The sequence below is a fragment of the Cohnella caldifontis genome, assembly GCF_029360585.1.
GTDB lineage: Bacteria > Bacillota > Bacilli > Paenibacillales > Paenibacillaceae > Cohnella > Cohnella caldifontis.
In genome coordinates this window covers 576,433-592,764 of sequence record NZ_JAQZSJ010000001.1, presented here as the reverse complement: position 1 = coordinate 592,764, position 16,332 = coordinate 576,433, and the positions used below count along the sequence as shown (strand labels likewise).

At 58.4% G+C, this 16,332-nt stretch carries 11 protein-coding genes; all 11 read left to right on the top strand.

Features of this window, described 5'->3' with window-relative positions:
- Positions 1-126: 126 nt before the first annotated feature.
- A complete protein-coding gene (locus tag PTZ19_RS02820) occupies positions 127-1,674 on the top strand; it encodes a response regulator (protein WP_276352239.1) in 1,548 nt (515 codons plus the stop codon).
- Positions 1,675-3,513: a sensor histidine kinase gene (locus PTZ19_RS02815; RefSeq protein WP_276352238.1), complete on the top strand. Its 1,839-nt coding sequence runs from the start codon at positions 1,675-1,677 to the stop codon at positions 3,511-3,513. It abuts the gene before it with no gap.
- Positions 3,510-4,883, top strand: coding sequence for an ABC transporter substrate-binding protein (locus tag PTZ19_RS02810; protein WP_276352237.1), 1,374 nt, complete (start codon positions 3,510-3,512; stop codon positions 4,881-4,883). Before PTZ19_RS02815 ends, PTZ19_RS02810 begins: the two co-directional genes overlap by 4 nt.
- A 130-nt stretch (positions 4,884-5,013) precedes the next feature.
- On the top strand, positions 5,014-6,372 hold the full coding sequence (locus PTZ19_RS02805; protein WP_276352236.1) for an ABC transporter substrate-binding protein: 1,359 nt from the start codon (positions 5,014-5,016) through the stop codon (positions 6,370-6,372).
- Between the two features lie 63 nt (positions 6,373-6,435).
- Positions 6,436-7,320, top strand: coding sequence for a carbohydrate ABC transporter permease (locus PTZ19_RS02800; RefSeq protein WP_276352235.1), 885 nt, complete (start codon positions 6,436-6,438; stop codon positions 7,318-7,320).
- Between the two features lie 13 nt (positions 7,321-7,333).
- Positions 7,334-8,161, top strand: a complete 828-nt coding sequence (locus PTZ19_RS02795) for a carbohydrate ABC transporter permease (protein ID WP_276352234.1) — start codon at positions 7,334-7,336, stop codon at positions 8,159-8,161.
- 125 nt (positions 8,162-8,286) lie between these two features.
- Positions 8,287-9,336: a LacI family DNA-binding transcriptional regulator gene (locus PTZ19_RS02790; RefSeq protein WP_276352233.1), complete on the top strand. Its 1,050-nt coding sequence runs from the start codon at positions 8,287-8,289 to the stop codon at positions 9,334-9,336.
- Between the two features lie 257 nt (positions 9,337-9,593).
- Positions 9,594-12,404, top strand: coding sequence for a beta-galactosidase (locus PTZ19_RS02785; RefSeq protein WP_276352232.1), 2,811 nt, complete (start codon positions 9,594-9,596; stop codon positions 12,402-12,404).
- 92 nt (positions 12,405-12,496) lie between these two features.
- A complete protein-coding gene (locus PTZ19_RS02780) occupies positions 12,497-13,402 on the top strand; it encodes an ABC transporter permease (RefSeq protein ID WP_276352291.1) in 906 nt (301 codons plus the stop codon).
- A gap of 18 nt (positions 13,403-13,420) precedes the next feature.
- On the top strand, positions 13,421-14,329 hold the full coding sequence (locus PTZ19_RS02775) for a carbohydrate ABC transporter permease (protein WP_276352231.1): 909 nt from the start codon (positions 13,421-13,423) through the stop codon (positions 14,327-14,329).
- A 76-nt stretch (positions 14,330-14,405) separates the two neighbouring features.
- Positions 14,406-16,013, top strand: coding sequence for an ABC transporter substrate-binding protein (locus PTZ19_RS02770; protein WP_276352230.1), 1,608 nt, complete (start codon positions 14,406-14,408; stop codon positions 16,011-16,013).
- Positions 16,014-16,332 lie beyond the last annotated feature (319 nt).

Below are 16,332 nucleotides of genomic sequence, written 5' to 3'. Positions count from 1 at the left end.
ACGGATCTGAGGCTCGAGTTGCCGGAATCTAAAAAAAATCCGGTTTTCCAAAGAAATTCCTTCCTCCCCGCGGAGGAAATTAGATTATATTAAGGAATGACAGCGTTTTCAACAAGAGGTGAGACGATGACCACTTTGCTGCTCGTAGACGATGAACCCCGCCAGGTCAAGTCGTTGTCCGCGATCATCGGCAGGCAGCGGCCGGAGTACCGGATTCTCGAAGCGGCGGACGCCGAATCCGCTTGGGAGATCATGGAGAAGGAGCACGTGGACGCGGTGCTGACCGATATCCGCATGCCGGAAACGGACGGGCTGACGTTAATCGAGAGGATCACGTTAGCCAAGCCGCATGTCAAAACCGTGCTGATCAGCGGATACGGCCAATTCGAATACGCCCAAAAAGCGCTCGAGCACCGGGTCGTGGAGTATTTGGTGAAACCGATCGGCCTGCCGGACATCGAACGGATTTTGCTCAAACTGGAGGAGCTGTTCGCGAAGGAGTCCTCTCTGAAGCACTCGCAGGCGGTCTACCAAGAGCACTTGTGGAACGGGCTGATCGCCGGCACGCTGACGGAGAAGCAGCGGCTGGAGCTTCGGATTCCGGCGGCCGGGGCGGGAATCGCCATGGCGATCGAACGGAACGGGGACCCGTTCCTTGAGGACGGGGCGCCGATGGAGGCGGCCCGAAGGACTTGGACGGATCTCCTGTCGGCCATGGGGCGGAACATCGTCTTCGGAGACGCGGCAGCCGGCCGGATCGTGTCCTTCGTCTGGCTGGACCGCTCGCTTGCGGCCAAGCCGTTCCATACGGCCAGCCAAATCAACCGGCTGTTCGAGAGGCTCCGGACGGAAAACCCGGCGGGGTACGTCCTTGGGGTGAGCACCGTCCGCCCCGATCTCTCGAAAGATTTGAAGGAAGCCTATGACGAAGCCGTACTGGCTTTGCGCCATCTCTTCTATACGTCCGACGAAGCGATTCTCTGGGGATCGGACAGCCGCCCGTTCACGGATGCCGTGTCGCCCGGCTCCAATGAACTGGCCGAGCCGCTTACGCTTGCGGTGAAGACCGGGGACCGCGCCAAGGCGATGGAGCTGCTGGACGCGTTTTTCCAATCGCGGGAAGCGCCTTATCCGGCTCCGGAACGGATCAAGGAAGAATTGAAACTGATGTTGTGGAGGCTGACGGAAGGCCTGCGGGACGTGGCCCAGCCTCATGCGGAGCCGTTGTCGTATGAACGGAATTTGCGGCAATTGCAGGAATGCTGCCATTATCAGGCGCTCCGGTTCCGGTTCAAGAAAATCGTGGAGGCGTTCCTGGAGTCGTCCGGCAAAGCCCATGAAGACAAGAACGGCTTGATCATCTTGAAATGCCAGGCCTACCTGCAGGAGCATTACCGGGACGATCTGTCGCTGGAATCCGTCGCCGCCTTATTCCACTTCAATCCGTCTTATTTCAGCCAGCTGTTCAAGTACAAAACGGGCGTGAATTTTTCCGGGTATTTGTTGGAGCTGCGGATTCGGCAGGCGATGCGGATGCTGGAGAACAGCGACGAGAAAATTTCCGGCATCGCGGAGAAGGCGGGTTTTCGGGACGCGGCGTATTTCAATAAAATGTTCAAGCGCAAGACCGGCTTTTCGCCCAACGCCTACCGTCAGATCAAAGGACACAGGTAAATGGACAAACTTTTGAACGCGATCCGGGAGAGCCGCCTCCATACGAAGCTGCTGAGCACCTACGTTTTGCTGCTTGCCGTCACGATCCTGATCTTAAGCTACAGCGATTACCGGCTCAGCCGCCAAACCGTGCTCGAAATGGCGAAAAAAGACGTCTTCACGATCGTCAAGAAAAACAACGAAATCTTGGACGCGAAGTTTTCGCGGATCCGCGAGATGATTTACGGGTTCACCGAAGACGCGGAATTTTACGAGGTTTTCTCGCGATTGCATCCGGCGGACAAGACCGAAGTGCTGACGGCCGATCTGCGGATCAAAGGCATTCTCGACAAATACTTCGCCCAATCCCAAGACCTGTATTCCGTGCAGGTCGCGACTTCCTATTTCATCTTCGGAACCGCATCGTCGGCCAACAGCGAGCACGCCAAAAACTTCATTCCGATGCTAGGATTCTCGGATACCGAGTTAAGCCGGATCGCCCGTCTCGGGGCGGGCAAAACCCGCTGGATCCCCACCTACGATTTCGCGGAAATGTTCCGCGTGCCTTATCTGAAGCCGATGGACTACGATTACAAGTACCTTTTTTCGGCGGTCACGATGATTCAGGGCACTTATTTCAAAGGGACGTTTCGGGCGTTTTCGGACATGCAGGACAAGCCCGTCCTCATCTTGAATTTCAAGGACTCCTTGTTCACCGGGGTGTTCGCGGAGAGCATACCGGTAAGCGGCAGCACCTATTTCGTCGTGGACGACCAAGGCCGGATCGTCGCCCATCCGGACCGTTCGTTGCTCACCCGATCCGTCGATCTTCCCCGGCTGGGCGAGCTTCTGGACGAAAAGCAAGGCGTGCGGATGATGGAAGTGGACGGCAAGGAACAGGTCGTCGCGTTCTCGCGCTCCGAGATCACCGGTTGGCTGAGTCTCGCCGTCATTCCGCCGCAAGAGCTGCTCGGCCCGGTCATCCGCCAATACGTCCGCCATCTGCTCATTTCGGTCGGCATCGTGACCCTCTTGTTCATCAGCCTGTCTTACTTCCTGTCCCGCCTGATCAGCCAACCCTTCCGCACGATGATCCGGGCTTTCGTGAATACCGGCGAGGGGCGGTTCGAAACGCGGTTCGAAGAAACCGGCAGCTACGAGTTCAAAGTGCTGATGAAGAAGTTCAACGACATGAACGAGAATATCCATAAGCTGATCCGGGAAAATTACGAGACCCAAATCCGGGAGAAGGAAGCGGAGATCAAAGCGCTGAATTTGCAGCTGGATCCCCATTTCATGTACAACACCTTGAATATGGTCAGCCTCCTGTCGCTCGAAAAAGGAGAGTCCGAAATCAGCGAGATCGTCGTGAGCCTCAGCAACATGCTCAAGTACATGGTGAAAACCGAAGCGGCTTTGGTCCGTTTCCGGGATGACCTCGCCTATTTGGAAGGCTACGTCACCATCATGAGCAAACGGTTCGAAGGCTCCGTTCGGGTCGAATACGACATCGATTCCGCCATGCTGGACGACGAGGTTCCGAAGTTTTTCCTGCAGCCGATCGTGGAGAATGCGTTCGTTCATGCTTTCAAAGGCTGGAAGGAGAACGGCGTGCTGCGGATTTCCTGCTTTCGGGAAGGGCAGGCGAGGGTATACCGGATCGAGGATAACGGGCAGGGAATGGAGGCCGCAAGACAGGCCGAACTTCTGGAAGAGAGCCATGTCGGCTTGTCCAACGTCAACCGCCGCATCCGGATTTTGTACGGGGAGCCGTACGGCCTGCAAATCGCTTCCGTTCCGGGTGAAGGCACGACCGTGTCCGTCACGTTGCCGCAGGAATCGAGGGGGATGACCGCATGAACCGAAAAAGCGCCGCGGCAGTCGGCACGGCGGCGATGGCCGTTCTCGCCGCGATGGGAATGTGGCGATGGGATGCCGGTACGCCGGCTGTTTCGGAAACCAATCCGCAACATCGGGAGCAAGTCTCGCTTCGGTTCACGTATTGGGGCTCCGTCGAGGAGAAGAAGGCGATCGAGAGCGCGCTTGCCCGGTTTTCGCAGGAATATCCTTGGATTACGGTCGATCCGATTCAATTGCCCAACTCCGATTACAACACGAAGATGCTGGCCATGTCGGCTTCCAACGAAGAACCCGATATCGCGTACATGACGACGGAGCTTGGCGAAGCCTTCGCCCGGCAGGACAAGTTCCTCAATTTCTACGATTTCTTGGATCGGGATCCCGAACTCCGCAAAGAAGACTTCCTCGATTACCTGTGGTACCGTTCCTCGCCCGATTACGCCTGGGGGATCAGCACGGCAGGGGAGTGCTTCGGTCTCTTCTACCGGAAAGATTTGCTGGAGGAGGCGGGCGTACAGCCTCCTCCCGCCCAAGCGGCCGACGCTTGGACTTGGGATGAGTTCGTGTCCGCCGCGAAGAAGCTGACGCTGGATCGGAACGGCCGGAACGCGGACGATCCGCAGTTCGACAAGGATCACATCGTCCGTTACGGCATCATGTTCGAGACGTGGTCGGATCCGCTCAACAATTTCATTTTCGGCAACGGAGGGGACTGGGTCAGCCCGGACCGCACCCGGTTCACGCTGAACTCGCCCGAAGCGGCGGAGGCGGTTCAGAAGCTGGCCGATTTGGCGAACGTCTACCATGTCGCCCCTTCGCCGTTCGAATCCAAGTCGCTGCCGGCGATGAACATCGCGCTGCAGGCGGGGCTTGCGGCCATGATCGTGGACGGGCAGTGGACGAACCTGGACTTGGGCAAAGCCAAAGTGAATTACGACATCGGCGTGCTTCCGAAGCTGAAACGCAGCGTGACGGTCGGCCTGAGCGGAGCGACGGTGCTGTTCCGGTCTTCCAAGCATCCGGAAGAAGCCTGGTTATTGTATAAGTGGCTGGCCGATCCGAACAAGGCGATCAATCTGTACACGGACGGCTTATGGATGCCGGTTTACAAAAAGTGGTATACCGATCCCGACCTGGTCGCCCAATGGGTCAATCCCAATCCGCACGCCCATCCTCCGGGCTTTAAGGACGCGATGATGAAGCAGCTGCTGGAGAACGGAATCCCCAGCGTCGGCTATGATCTGCACAACCAAAAGGAGATTTTCCCGGAGGTGACCGCGGGGCTGATCCCGGTCTGGCAAGGGGAGGAGAGCGCCCAAGAAGCGCTGAATCGGATCGCGGACAAGGTCGGCGGATTATATTCCCAATAAAAGTCGAAAAATCGAAAAAAACTGCAATTTCGGCCCTCCACTCATTCGGTATAGTGAACGAGCGAACGGCGAAAGCGTTTCAAAACGCGAATTCGCCGTCGACTATACGGGATGCTGGAGGGTCTTTCGCATGAAAAAATGGTCTCTCGCAACGACAATTCTTCTGGTCGTCTCCATCTTGCTCGCCGCCTGCGGCGGGGGGAAAGACGACGCGGCCGGATCCCCGCAAGGTTCGGCTTCCGCGGCGAACGGAGACTCGCAAGGCGGAAAGCAAGAACAAGTGACCCTGAAGTTCATGGGCTGGGAAGTGAGCCCGCTGGAAACCGAAAGCGTGAAAAAAGGCTTGGAGCTGTTCATGAAAGAAAACCCGAACATCAAGGTCGAATACACGACGATTCCGGGCGGCACGCAGTACGTGGCCAAAATGCAGGCGCTCGTGCTCGGCAACGAGGCGCCGGACGTGTTCTTCCTGCAAAGCGATTACTACCGCGATTTCGTCAAGCGGAAAAGCCTGCTCGACATCACCGATCGGGTCAACGCCGAAGGCGTGGCGGACGACTTGATCGATTCCGCCGTCAAGCTGAGCACGGTGGACAACAAGTACTACGGCATCGAGGCCTGCATCGTGGCGCCGGTCGTGTATTACAACAAGGATCTCTTCGACAAAGCCGGAGTCGCTTATCCGCCGACCGATCCGAACAAAGCTTGGACCTGGAAAGAGTTCGTGGACGCCGCCAAGAAACTGACCGTGAAGAACGGCGACAAAACCGAGCAATACGGCGTGTACGGCTTGGAAAACTACTACATGACGATCGCGGAAATCATGAGCAACGGCGGCAACTGGTTCTCGGAAGATTTGACGAAATCCGCGGCCAATACGCCGGAAGTGAAAGAGGTTCTTCAGGCGATCTCCGATCTGCGCAAGAAAGACGGGGTCAGCCCGGAAGCGAAGCTGCTGACGAACAGCGGGATGAGCCCGGCGCAAATGCTGCAAACGGGCAAAATCGCGATGCTCGTGGACGGTTCGTGGTCGCTGCAGGAACTGTCCCACATGGACTTCAAAGTCGGCATGGGGGTTCTTCCGAAATTCAAAGACGCCGTCACCCATGGCCAAGCGCATCTGCACGTCGCCTCCGCCCATACGGAACATCCGGAAGAGGCCTGGAAGCTGATCAAGTTCCTGTCCTCCGAAGAATACCAGCTCATGAACGTCAAAGCCGGCCTGTGGCTGCCGAACCACAAATCGCTGTACACCGAAGAAGGCATTCAGAAGTGGCTGACGGCGGGCGTGCATCCGGACGGGTTCAAGGACATGATTCCGTATTTCACCTCTTCGAAACCGTATCCGTATGCGCTGCTCAGCAGCCAGAAAATCCAGGAAGACACGACGGCCGAGCTCGATAAGTTCTTCATCGGCAACCAGTCGGTCGACGATACGGTCCAAAACATCGAATCGCTGGCCAACAAAGATATCGCCGCCAATTCCTAAAACAGAAAGAGAGCGCCCGGGAAGGCGGAAAGCTTTCCCGGGTCCCGCTGCCGGGGTGAGACGATGAAAACGCGTACTTCCATGCTTTACAAGGACGGCTTCTGGGCCTTCCTCATGCTGCTGCCCAACATGGTCGGATTCCTGATGTTCCTGCTCCTGCCGGTACTGGCTACGTTCGCGATCAGCTTCTCCGGGTGGAATCTGACGGATTCGTTCCAATTCAACGGACTGCACAATTACAAAGAGTTGTTCGAGGATCCCGTGTTCCCGCGGGTGCTCGGCAATACGTTTTATTTTACGCTGGTCAGCGTGCCGATCGGCATCGTCCTGTCCTTGCTGCTGGCCGTATTCCTGAACCAGAAGCTGGCTTTCATGCGGTTCTACCGCGCGGCCTTCTTCATTCCGGTCATCTCCTCGATGGTCGCTGTTGCCGTCATCTGGCAATGGATCTACAATCCCGAATTCGGATTGCTCAATTACGCCTTGTCTTGGTTCGGTATCGACGGCCCCGCTTGGCTCACCAGCACCCATTGGGCGATGCCGTCCATCATCATAACGAGCGTATGGAAAAGCCTCGGGTTCAACATGCTGATCTTTCTCGCCGGCCTTCAATCCATCTCCGAATCCTATTACGAAGCCGCCGACATCGACGGCGCGAGATGGTTCTCCAAGTTCCGCCGCATTACCGTGCCGCTGTTGTCCCCGACGACTTTCTTCGTCACGGTCATGTCCGTGATCAATTCGTTCCAGGTGTTCGATACGGTCTACTTGATGACGCAAGGCGGCCCTGCCCGGACCACTTCCGTGCTCGTCTTCTACATCTTCCAGAACGCGTTCCAGTATTTCCGGATGGGCTATGCGAGCGCGATGGCTTACGTTCTGTTCTTTATCGTTCTGCTCGTCACGTTCGTCCAGTTCTGGAGACAGAAAAAATGGAGCATCTACTAAGGAGGAGGCCGAGATGAAACCGCGTCTATGGATGAAACCGGCGGCCCACGTCATCCTGCTTCTGGGCTCCGCCGTTATGCTGTTCCCGTTTATTTGGTCCATCTGTACGTCCCTGAAGAATTTGAACGAGGTGTTCACTTATCCGCCCAAGTTTCTGGGGGAGCGCCTCAAATTCTCCAACTACCTGCATATGACCGATCGCTTCCCGTTTGATCTTTTCTTCTTCAATACCCTTAAAATCACGGCGATCGTCGTGGTTTTTCAGCTCGTGACGAGCTCGATGGCGGGTTATGTGTTCGCGAGGCTGCGGTTCCGATTCCGCGACGGGCTGTTCGGCTTGTACTTGGCGACGCTTATGGTGCCGGCTCAAGTCACGATGATTCCCACGTTTCTGCTAATGAAATTTTACGGACTGCTCGATACCCATTGGTCGTTGATTTTGCCCGGACTCGTATCGGCATTCGGCACGTTCTTGCTCCGCCAGTTTTTCTCGACGATTCCGGGCGCGCTGGAGGAAGCCGCCAAAATCGACGGATGCACGCCGTTCGGCATTTACTGGAGAGTATTCGTGCCGTTGTCGAAGCCGGCGCTGGCCACCTTGGGCATTTTCATCACGATGGGAACGTGGAACGACTTCATCAATCCCCTCGTATTCCTGAGCTCGATGAAGAAAATGACGCTGACGCTCGGTCTGGCCAACATGCAGGGGCTGTATTCGACGGACTGGCCGGGTCTCATGGCGGCGACCGTCATAACGGTGCTGCCGATTTTGATCGTGTTCCTGCTCGCGCAAGACTTATTCGTCCGCGGCGTCACGCTGTCCGGTTTGAAGGGCGAGTAGGGGATACGGGTCGGAATACCGCCGCTGACGGAAGGTCGCCGGCGGTATTTTTCGCTGTTTTCACGCCGCGCCGATTCTGCTATGCTTGGTTTGTCTCGTATCAACCGCAGAAAAGGTGGCCCTTAGTGAAACCGGTTACCGTTTACGACATTGCCAAAGAAGCGAACGTTTCCGTCGCCACGGTATCGAGGGTGCTGAACAACACGGCTCCCGTCAAGAAGGAGACGCGGGAGCGGATCATGGAGCTGATCAACAAGTATCAGTTTCAACCGAACGCGCTCGCCAGAAGTTTGATCAAGAAGGAAACCGGCATGATCGGGATCATCCTGCCCGACATCACGAATCCGTTCTTTCCGCAGGTGCTGTCCGGGTTCGACCGGGAGGTGCGGAACAAAGGGTATACGTATTTTCTCTGCGATACCATGTCCGCGGACTATGACGTCGCCGACCAGTACGTTCGGGAATCGCAGTATTTGAACGCGCTCTGCGAGAAGCAGGTGGACGGAATCGTCATGATCGGCGGGAGGGTCGACCTGGCGAAGCCCAGCCGGGAGTTGGTGACGGAAGTGCTGGACATCGGCAAGCGGGTGCCGATTCTGCTGATCAACGGGGATTTGCCCGGAGCTTCCCTGCACCGGGTCGCGACGGACGAGCGGCTCGGCGCCGAACTGGCCGCCCGGCATCTGCTGGAGCTCGGACATCGGGACATCGCGATCGTCGGCGGCTATCGGAATATGCGGAACACGATCCAGCGAACGTCGGGCGTCGTGAGAACGATGGAGCGATCCGGATTGAAGGTCCGCAAGGAATGGGTGCTCGGGGAAGGCTTCTCGGTGGACAGCGGGGAAGCGTTCATCGGGCAGCTGCTGAGCATGCCCGAACGGCCGACGGCGGTATTCTGCATGAACGACCTGGTGGCGATCGGGGTCCTGAAAGGAGCGGTCAAGGCGGGGCTGCGGGTGCCGCGGGATCTCTCGATCGTCGGCTGCGACGATATTCCGTTCGCCGCGAACAGCATTCCGGGCTTGACTACGATCTCGCTGAAGGCAAGCGAACTCGGCCGAACGGCGGCGGAAATTTTCCATAAGCTCATCGCGGGGGAGAAAGTGCGCAAAACGACCGTCTTGCAGCCGGAGCTGATCGTCCGCGAATCCACCGCGCCGATTCGGGCATGAAGTCAGGCAAATTGGGCGGCGATCGGATATTGACACCGGCTTCCGGGCGCGATAAAATGGGTTTGAAAGCACTTACATATCTCGTTGCCGCACTTAAATGAAACCCGTTTCATTACGTGGCGTCAGGGCAGCATGAACGACAGGGCCGCAAAGCTTCCGTTACGGAAAAACCAGCTGGCCTCTTTCTTTTCGATAAAATGAAATAGGTTTCATGAAATGGGTTTCAGTATTTTACCGCGTAAAGGAGCCGATCTGCCATGACGAGAAGCGCCGAAACGAAATCCGCTGTCCTCTTCACGCGGGATGCCGTGCGCATCGGCGGGGAATCCGTCATCCTGCTCAGCGCTTCGTTGTTCTACTTCCGCATTCCCCGGCAGCTGTGGCGCGAGAGGATGGAGCAGGTCAAAGCGCTGGGCTACAACTGCATCGACGTGTATTTTCCCTGGAACTTCCACGAATCGAGGGAGGGCGAGTGGGATTTCGGCGGCGACCGCGACGCGGAGGCGTTCCTGCACACGGCCGCGGAAGTCGGGTTATGGGTGATTGCCCGGCCGGGTCCGTACATATGCTCGGAATGGGACGGCGGCGCGCTGCCCGCGTATTTGCTCGACAAACCCGGCATCCGGCTGCGGGATCGGAATCCGGTCTTTCTGCGGTACGTATCCGAGTGGTTCGGCCGGATCCTGCCGATCGTCGGCCGCCATGAGGCCGGCCGCGGCGGAAGCGTCATCTGCGTCCAATTGGACAACGAACTGGATTTCTACGGCTGCGAAGATCCCCAGGGGTACATACAGGCGCTCCGCGATCTGGCGCTGGAGAACGGCATCGCCGTTCCGCTGATCGCCTGCGCGGGCCAAGGGGGGCTGATGCAGGCATCGGGGCTGGTCCAAGGCGTCGTGCCGACCTGCAACTTCTATCCCGACAACCGGGACCCGGATTTCGAGGAAAAAGCAACACACTATCGGGAAGTATTGGCCGGGCTCAACTTCCCCCTTCTGGTGACGGAGACGAATCGAAGCCACTTCCTGCTGAGAAGGCTGCTGTCGTGCGGCGCCAAGCTTCTCGGTCCTTATTTGCAGGTGTCCGGCGTCAATTTCGGCTTTACGAACGCGGTGAACAACTGGGGCGATCCGCTCGCCTTCCTGACGTCGGACTATGACTTCGGAGGCATGGTTTCGCCGGAAGGCCATTTGAACGAAGAAGCGTTCGAAGGCAGGCTGCTCGGGCGGCTGATCCGGACTTACGGCCCTGCTTTGGCCGAAGCGGTACCGGATAACGGCTTGGAATGGTCGATTACGGGAGAGGGAGCGGAAGGGATCGCGGGTCCGTTCGGTTTGAAGCTGAAGGGCGGGGGCCGTCTCTTGTTCGTTTCGAACGTGGGCGAACGCGAAGCGGAAATCGCGCTGCGCGAACGAACGGGCATCGCCTTATCCCTCAACGTCCGGCTGGCCGCAGGCCGTTCCGCGGCGCTGCCGATCGGCGTTCCGCTGTCGCATTGGGACCTGCCGGGGACGATCTTGCATGCGACGGCGGAATTGTATTTGGAGGAGCGGAACGAAGGCGAAACGGTGCTGGCTTTCCACGCCGAAGGCCCCTGCGAAATCGCGTTGGCGTTGGAAACGCCGGCCGGTGCCGCGTCCAGCGGCGTCCATGCGGTGCTTCAGGGGGACCGGATTCGAATCTCCTCCGCCGGCGATCGCGGCGGGAGCTGCACCCTGACGCTGGCGGACGGCCGCAAGCTTACCGTGCTCATCGGCAGCCGTTCGGAGGCGCTTCGATACGGAGGGGCTCCGCCCGCGCCGAACCTTCCCGCGCGGGCGGAAGACGGGGAAGCGGATAACGGGCATGCCGCCGACCCCGACTCCGGGCCCGCGATCGCCTGGCGGTTAGCCGCGCTGGAATCCGCGGCGCCTCTCGCAAGTGCCGCCGCCGTCTCGAGCGGCCTGGACCGCGCGGAGCCTTTGGAACGATTGGGCGTGTACCGCGGTTATGCGTGGTACGAGGCTTCCGTCCCGCCGCGCGGAGACCGGAACGTTCTCGGATACTTGATCCGCGGTGCCGGCGACGTCGTGTCCCTATACGCGGACGGCCGTTATGCCGGAACCGTCGTTCCCGGCGGCAGCTGCGCGTACCTCCCGGCGGGCGGCGACGGGCCGATGCCATTCGACGCGCTGAGGCTGCAAGCGAGAGTCGAAATCTGGGGACATTCCAATTTCGACGATCCCCGGATGCCGGGCTTGCGGTTGAACGCGCGCAAAGGCATCGCCGGTTTGGCCGCGGTCACCGCGGTGCGGGACATCACCTCGAACTGGCGCGTTCTGACGGCAAACGCCTCTTCGAACGGACACGGCCATTTGGATGAAGACGCCTTGCAGCCGGTCGTCGGTTTCGGCGGATGGCTGTCTCCGGAGCTTCCTCCGCTTCATGCTTATCGAAGGGAGTTCGAAGCCTCGGCTGACGCCGACGCGTGGACGGTCTGTTTCCAAGATCTCCAAGGGTATGCGAAAGTCCGCGTCAACGGCCGCGAGGCGGGAGACGCTCAGCCCTATGCCCCCTATGTCGACCTTACGCCGTTCCTCTCGCCCGGAGAGCGGGCGGAGCTGGAAGTCCGCCTGCAGAGATGGGGGTCCTCGGGCCGCGTATGGGTGTACGAAGGAGTCGAAGCCCGGGCATACTCCGTGTCGGCCGCGGAGGAAAGGGAGCTGGCGGAGAGCGCCCGTAGCGCCGCCCGCGACGGGATTGTGCAAGCGCTTCCGGCCGTCTTGGAGCCGGGAGACGTTGCCTGGCTCGCCGGCTCCGTCCCGAACTCGGCGGCGGGAACCGGCTGGCGCGTCCGGGCGATCGGGCGCGGCTTGAAGCTGACCGCGCTCTTCGCGGGCCGCGTCGTCGGACGTCTCTGGCTGCCGGGCGGAGCCGCGAGGCCGGTCATGACCGGCGGCAGCGCCGATTCGTTCTATCTGCCGGGTCCGTGGTTCGAAGAAGGATCGGGCGAACTGCTGATGCTGCTCGAAGCGGTAGATGCCGAATCCCCCGGGCGGCTCGAATCTTTGGAATGGATGAAAGCATAACCCGATTAGACGGTTAGAGGAGGAACCTGCCGATGGAGAGCGTTGCCCGAACCAGGGCGAATCCGAAGGCTTCATCCTCGTTAGGCTCGAGGATGAAGCTGTTCTGGAACGACCGGACCTTGCTGCTCATGTGCCTGCCCGCGATCGCGTTTTTCCTGGTCATGTCGTATTTGCCGATGCCGGGGCTTTACCTGGCGTTCGTCAATTTCAACTATACGGACGGGATGTTCCGCAGCCCCTTCGTCGGCTTCGACAATTTCCAATTCCTCATTCATTCCGGCACGCTGTGGAAGCTCACGTTCAACACCGTCGCCTACAATCTGGCGTTCATCTTGTTCGGCAACGCGCTGCAAATCCTCATCGCCGTCCTGCTGAACGAACTGCGGACGAAATGGTTCAAGAAGCTAACGCAGTCCCTCCTGTTTTTGCCCTATTTCATCTCCTTCGTCCTCGTCGGCCTGATCGCCTATAACATCCTGAGTTACGACTACGGGCTGCTCAACAGCCTGCTGAAGACGATGGGGATGGATCCGATCCAGACGTATTCCAACCCGAAAATCTGGCCTTACATCATCGTCGTCACTTATTTATGGCAATCGACCGGATACGGTTCCATCGTTTATTTCGCGGCGATCATGGGCCTCGATTCGGAAATCCTCGAAGCCGCCGAAATCGACGGAGCGAACGCGCTGCAACGCATCCGTTATATCGTGCTGCCCTGGCTGAAGCCGACGTTCATCATTCTGCTGCTCTTCTCGCTGGGCGGCATCCTGAGGGGCAATTTCGGCCTGATCTACAACCTGGTCGGCGCGAACAACTCGGTCCTGTTCAATTCGACGGATATCATCGAGACGTACGTCTTCCGTACGCTGGTCAACAACTTCAACTTCCCGCTCGGCAGCGCCGTCAGTCTGTACCAGTCGATATTCGGCTTCATCATCGTCGTTTCCGCCAACTGGTTCATGCGGAAAGTGTCCCCGGATAATACGCTGTTCTAGCCAAGGAGGTGAAGGATCTTGGAAACCTCGATCGCCCGTTTTCGCGGCAAGGACGGTACGTCCGCGCTCGTCCGCGGGGTCGGTTATGCGCTGATCGGACTATTCGCCCTTTTCTGCCTGCTTCCGTTTATTCTGGTGCTCGGGACTTCGCTTACGGCGGAGAAAACGATCACCTTGCACGGCTACAACATTTGGCCCCGGGACTTCAGCACGTTCGCCTATAAGATCGTGTTCGAAAATCCGGATATGATCGTCGGTTCGTACGCGGTCACGCTCTGCATCACGATCGTCGGCACGGCGGTCGGCCTGTTCGTCGTCGCGATGACCGGGTATGCGCTCCAACGCCCCGATTTCCGCTCCCGCAACGCGATCTCGTTTCTGATTTATTTCACGACCTTGTTCCAGGGCGGCGTCGTGCCGTTCTACATCATCATGACCCAGTGGTTCGGGCTGAAGGACAACTACTTGTCCGTCCTGCTTCCCGGTCTGATGACGCCGTTTCTCGTCATCATGATGAAAAGCTTCGTCCGTTCGATTCCCCACGCCATTACCGAATCGGCCAAGATGGACGGGGCGGGCGATTTCCGCATCTTCCTGCAGCTCATCCTCCCCATGACGACCCCGGCGCTCGCCACGATCGGACTGTTTATCGCCATCGGCTATTGGAACGAGTGGTATAACGCGATGCTGTTTCTCTCGCCGAACATGACGTACCGGCCGCTTCAGCTGTTCCTATATAACGTCGTGACCAGCGCCGATTTCGTGAGAAACTCGTCGGTCGCTTCGAATATCCAGCCGCGGGATATGCCGCTCGAATCGATGAAGATGGCCACCGCGGTCGTCGCGACGGGGCCCGTCATCCTGTTTTATCCGCTCGTGCAGCGGTTTTTCATCAAAGGCATCACGGTCGGCGCGGTGAAAGGCTGATTCGGTTGGCGCAGGCAAGGCCGAACCTTGCTTGTTCGATACAACACCCATATCGAAAACGGGAGGTTTTCCAGACATGAAGGTACGCAGAATATTGAGCATGGCCTTGGCGGCCTTGCTCGCCGTAACGCTCGCGGCCTGCTCGGGCGGCAAGGACGCGGGAAGCGGTTCGGACAAAGGAAGCGACGGAGGAAGCTCGCCCGCGCCGGCGTCCTCGCCGGCGTCTTCGGACGGCGGAGCCACCGACACCTCGAAGTTCGTCACGGTCTCTTACGTCATGCTCGGCAACAAGCCGACCAACGGGCAGTTCGAAAAAGTAATGGAGAAAGTCAACGCGCTGCTCAAGGAAAAGGTCAACGCGAACCTGGAGATCAAATGGGTGGAGTGGGCCGACTGGCAAACGAAATACAACCTGCTGCTCGCTTCCGGCGAATCGCTCGATCTGATCACGACGGCGACCGATTGGCTCGACGCCTGGCCGAACGCGCAGAAAGGCGCTTTCATGGCGCTGGACGACCTGCTGCCCAAATACGCGCCGAAAACTTGGGAAGAGGTGCCGCAGGATCATTGGGCCGAAACGAAATACAACAACAAGATCGTGATGATTCCGGAAGACCACTACACGCAATGGGTCAACCACGGATTCATGTACCGCGGCGACTGGGCGAAGGAGTTCGGCATCACCTCGCCGATCAAGGATTTCGAGACGCTGGGCCAGTACTTCCAGAACATCAAAGACAAGAAACAAGGCGTGATTCCTTGGGATTCGGAAGGCACGAACCTGGAGATGTTCGACGGGTACGTGACGTCCAAGACGGACGCCATCTCGCTGCCGGTCAGCACCGGACCGATCGGGATCTTCTATGCCCCTTCGTACGATCAGCGGTTTACGGCCGGAAGCCCCGTTTTCGAGGATACGTTCGTGGACTTCGCCAAGCTGATGAAGGAATGGGGAGACAAAGGCTACTGGCGCCAGGACGTCCTCAGCTACAAAGGCGACGCCAAAAACGCGATGGAGGCGGGCAAGTCCGGAGGCGTTCAGCACCATACGCAATCGTATCTGGGCAACCGGTATCGGATGGATCAGCTGCAGCCGGGATCGGAATTGCAGTTCTTCCCTTGGTCCGCGACGCGGAACAACCTGGTGGCCATGTCGATCACGCACGGCGCGACGGCGGTCGGCGCGCACAGCAAAAATCCGGAGCGGGCCTTGATGGTGTACGATCTGCTGCGCCAAGACCAGGAGATTTACCGCTTGTTCAACTACGGCATCGAGGGCGTGCAATACGTGGTGAAAGACGGCAAACGGTATCGTCCGGACGGCTATGACGTGCAGCGGGACGAATTCTATTCCGATTTCTGGGGCGGACGCGTCGACAAAAACGAAATTCCGGACGGCACTTTGTGGGACGGCTATCAGGACCTGTACGCGTCTTATGACCAAATCAAGAAACCGTACCCGTACGGCCGGTTCGTCTTCTTGAAAGATCCGATCAACAACGAACTGACCGCCCTCACGCAAGTGGTCAGCCAATCGCTGCCCGCGATCGTGTTCGGCAAAGCCGGCGATCCCGAGAAAGCGGTGAACGATTTCCGCAACCAGCTCAAAGCGGCGGGCTACGACAAAATCGTGGCGGAACTGCAGAAGCAGCTGGACGAGTATAAGAAGCTGGTCGGGGAGTAATCCGGCCTGAAGGTGAGATGGGCGAATTCGCGTATGGGGTACGTTATTGCAGCGGCCTGACGGTGAGATGGGCGAATTAGCGTGTGGCGTACGTTATTGCAGCGACCTGACGGTGAGATGGGCGAATTCGCGTAGGGGGTACGTTATTGCAGCGGCCTGACGATGAGATGGGCGAATTAGCGTATGGGGTACGTTATTTCAGCTTTCTGACTGTGAGTTGGGCGAATTAGCGTATGGTGTACGTTATTGCAGCGACCTGACGGTGAGATGGGCGAATTCGCGTATGGGGTACGTTATAGCAGCGATCTGACGGTGAGAT

Excerpts from the sequence above, each read along its gene's own strand:
- PTZ19_RS02820 (WP_276352239.1), top strand. The coding sequence starts at position 127 with ATGACCACTTTGCTGCTCGTAGACGATGAACCCCGCCAGGTCAAGTCG.
- PTZ19_RS02815 (WP_276352238.1), top strand. The coding sequence starts at position 1,675 with ATGGACAAACTTTTGAACGCGATCCGGGAGAGCCGCCTCCATACGAAG.
- PTZ19_RS02810 (WP_276352237.1), top strand. The coding sequence starts at position 3,510 with ATGAACCGAAAAAGCGCCGCGGCAGTCGGCACGGCGGCGATGGCCGTT.
- PTZ19_RS02805 (WP_276352236.1), top strand. The coding sequence starts at position 5,014 with ATGAAAAAATGGTCTCTCGCAACGACAATTCTTCTGGTCGTCTCCATC.
- PTZ19_RS02800 (WP_276352235.1), top strand. The coding sequence starts at position 6,436 with ATGAAAACGCGTACTTCCATGCTTTACAAGGACGGCTTCTGGGCCTTC.
- PTZ19_RS02795 (WP_276352234.1), top strand. The coding sequence starts at position 7,334 with ATGAAACCGCGTCTATGGATGAAACCGGCGGCCCACGTCATCCTGCTT.
- PTZ19_RS02785 (WP_276352232.1), top strand. The coding sequence starts at position 9,594 with ATGACGAGAAGCGCCGAAACGAAATCCGCTGTCCTCTTCACGCGGGAT.
- PTZ19_RS02780 (WP_276352291.1), top strand. The coding sequence starts at position 12,497 with ATGAAGCTGTTCTGGAACGACCGGACCTTGCTGCTCATGTGCCTGCCC.
- PTZ19_RS02770 (WP_276352230.1), top strand. The coding sequence starts at position 14,406 with ATGAAGGTACGCAGAATATTGAGCATGGCCTTGGCGGCCTTGCTCGCC.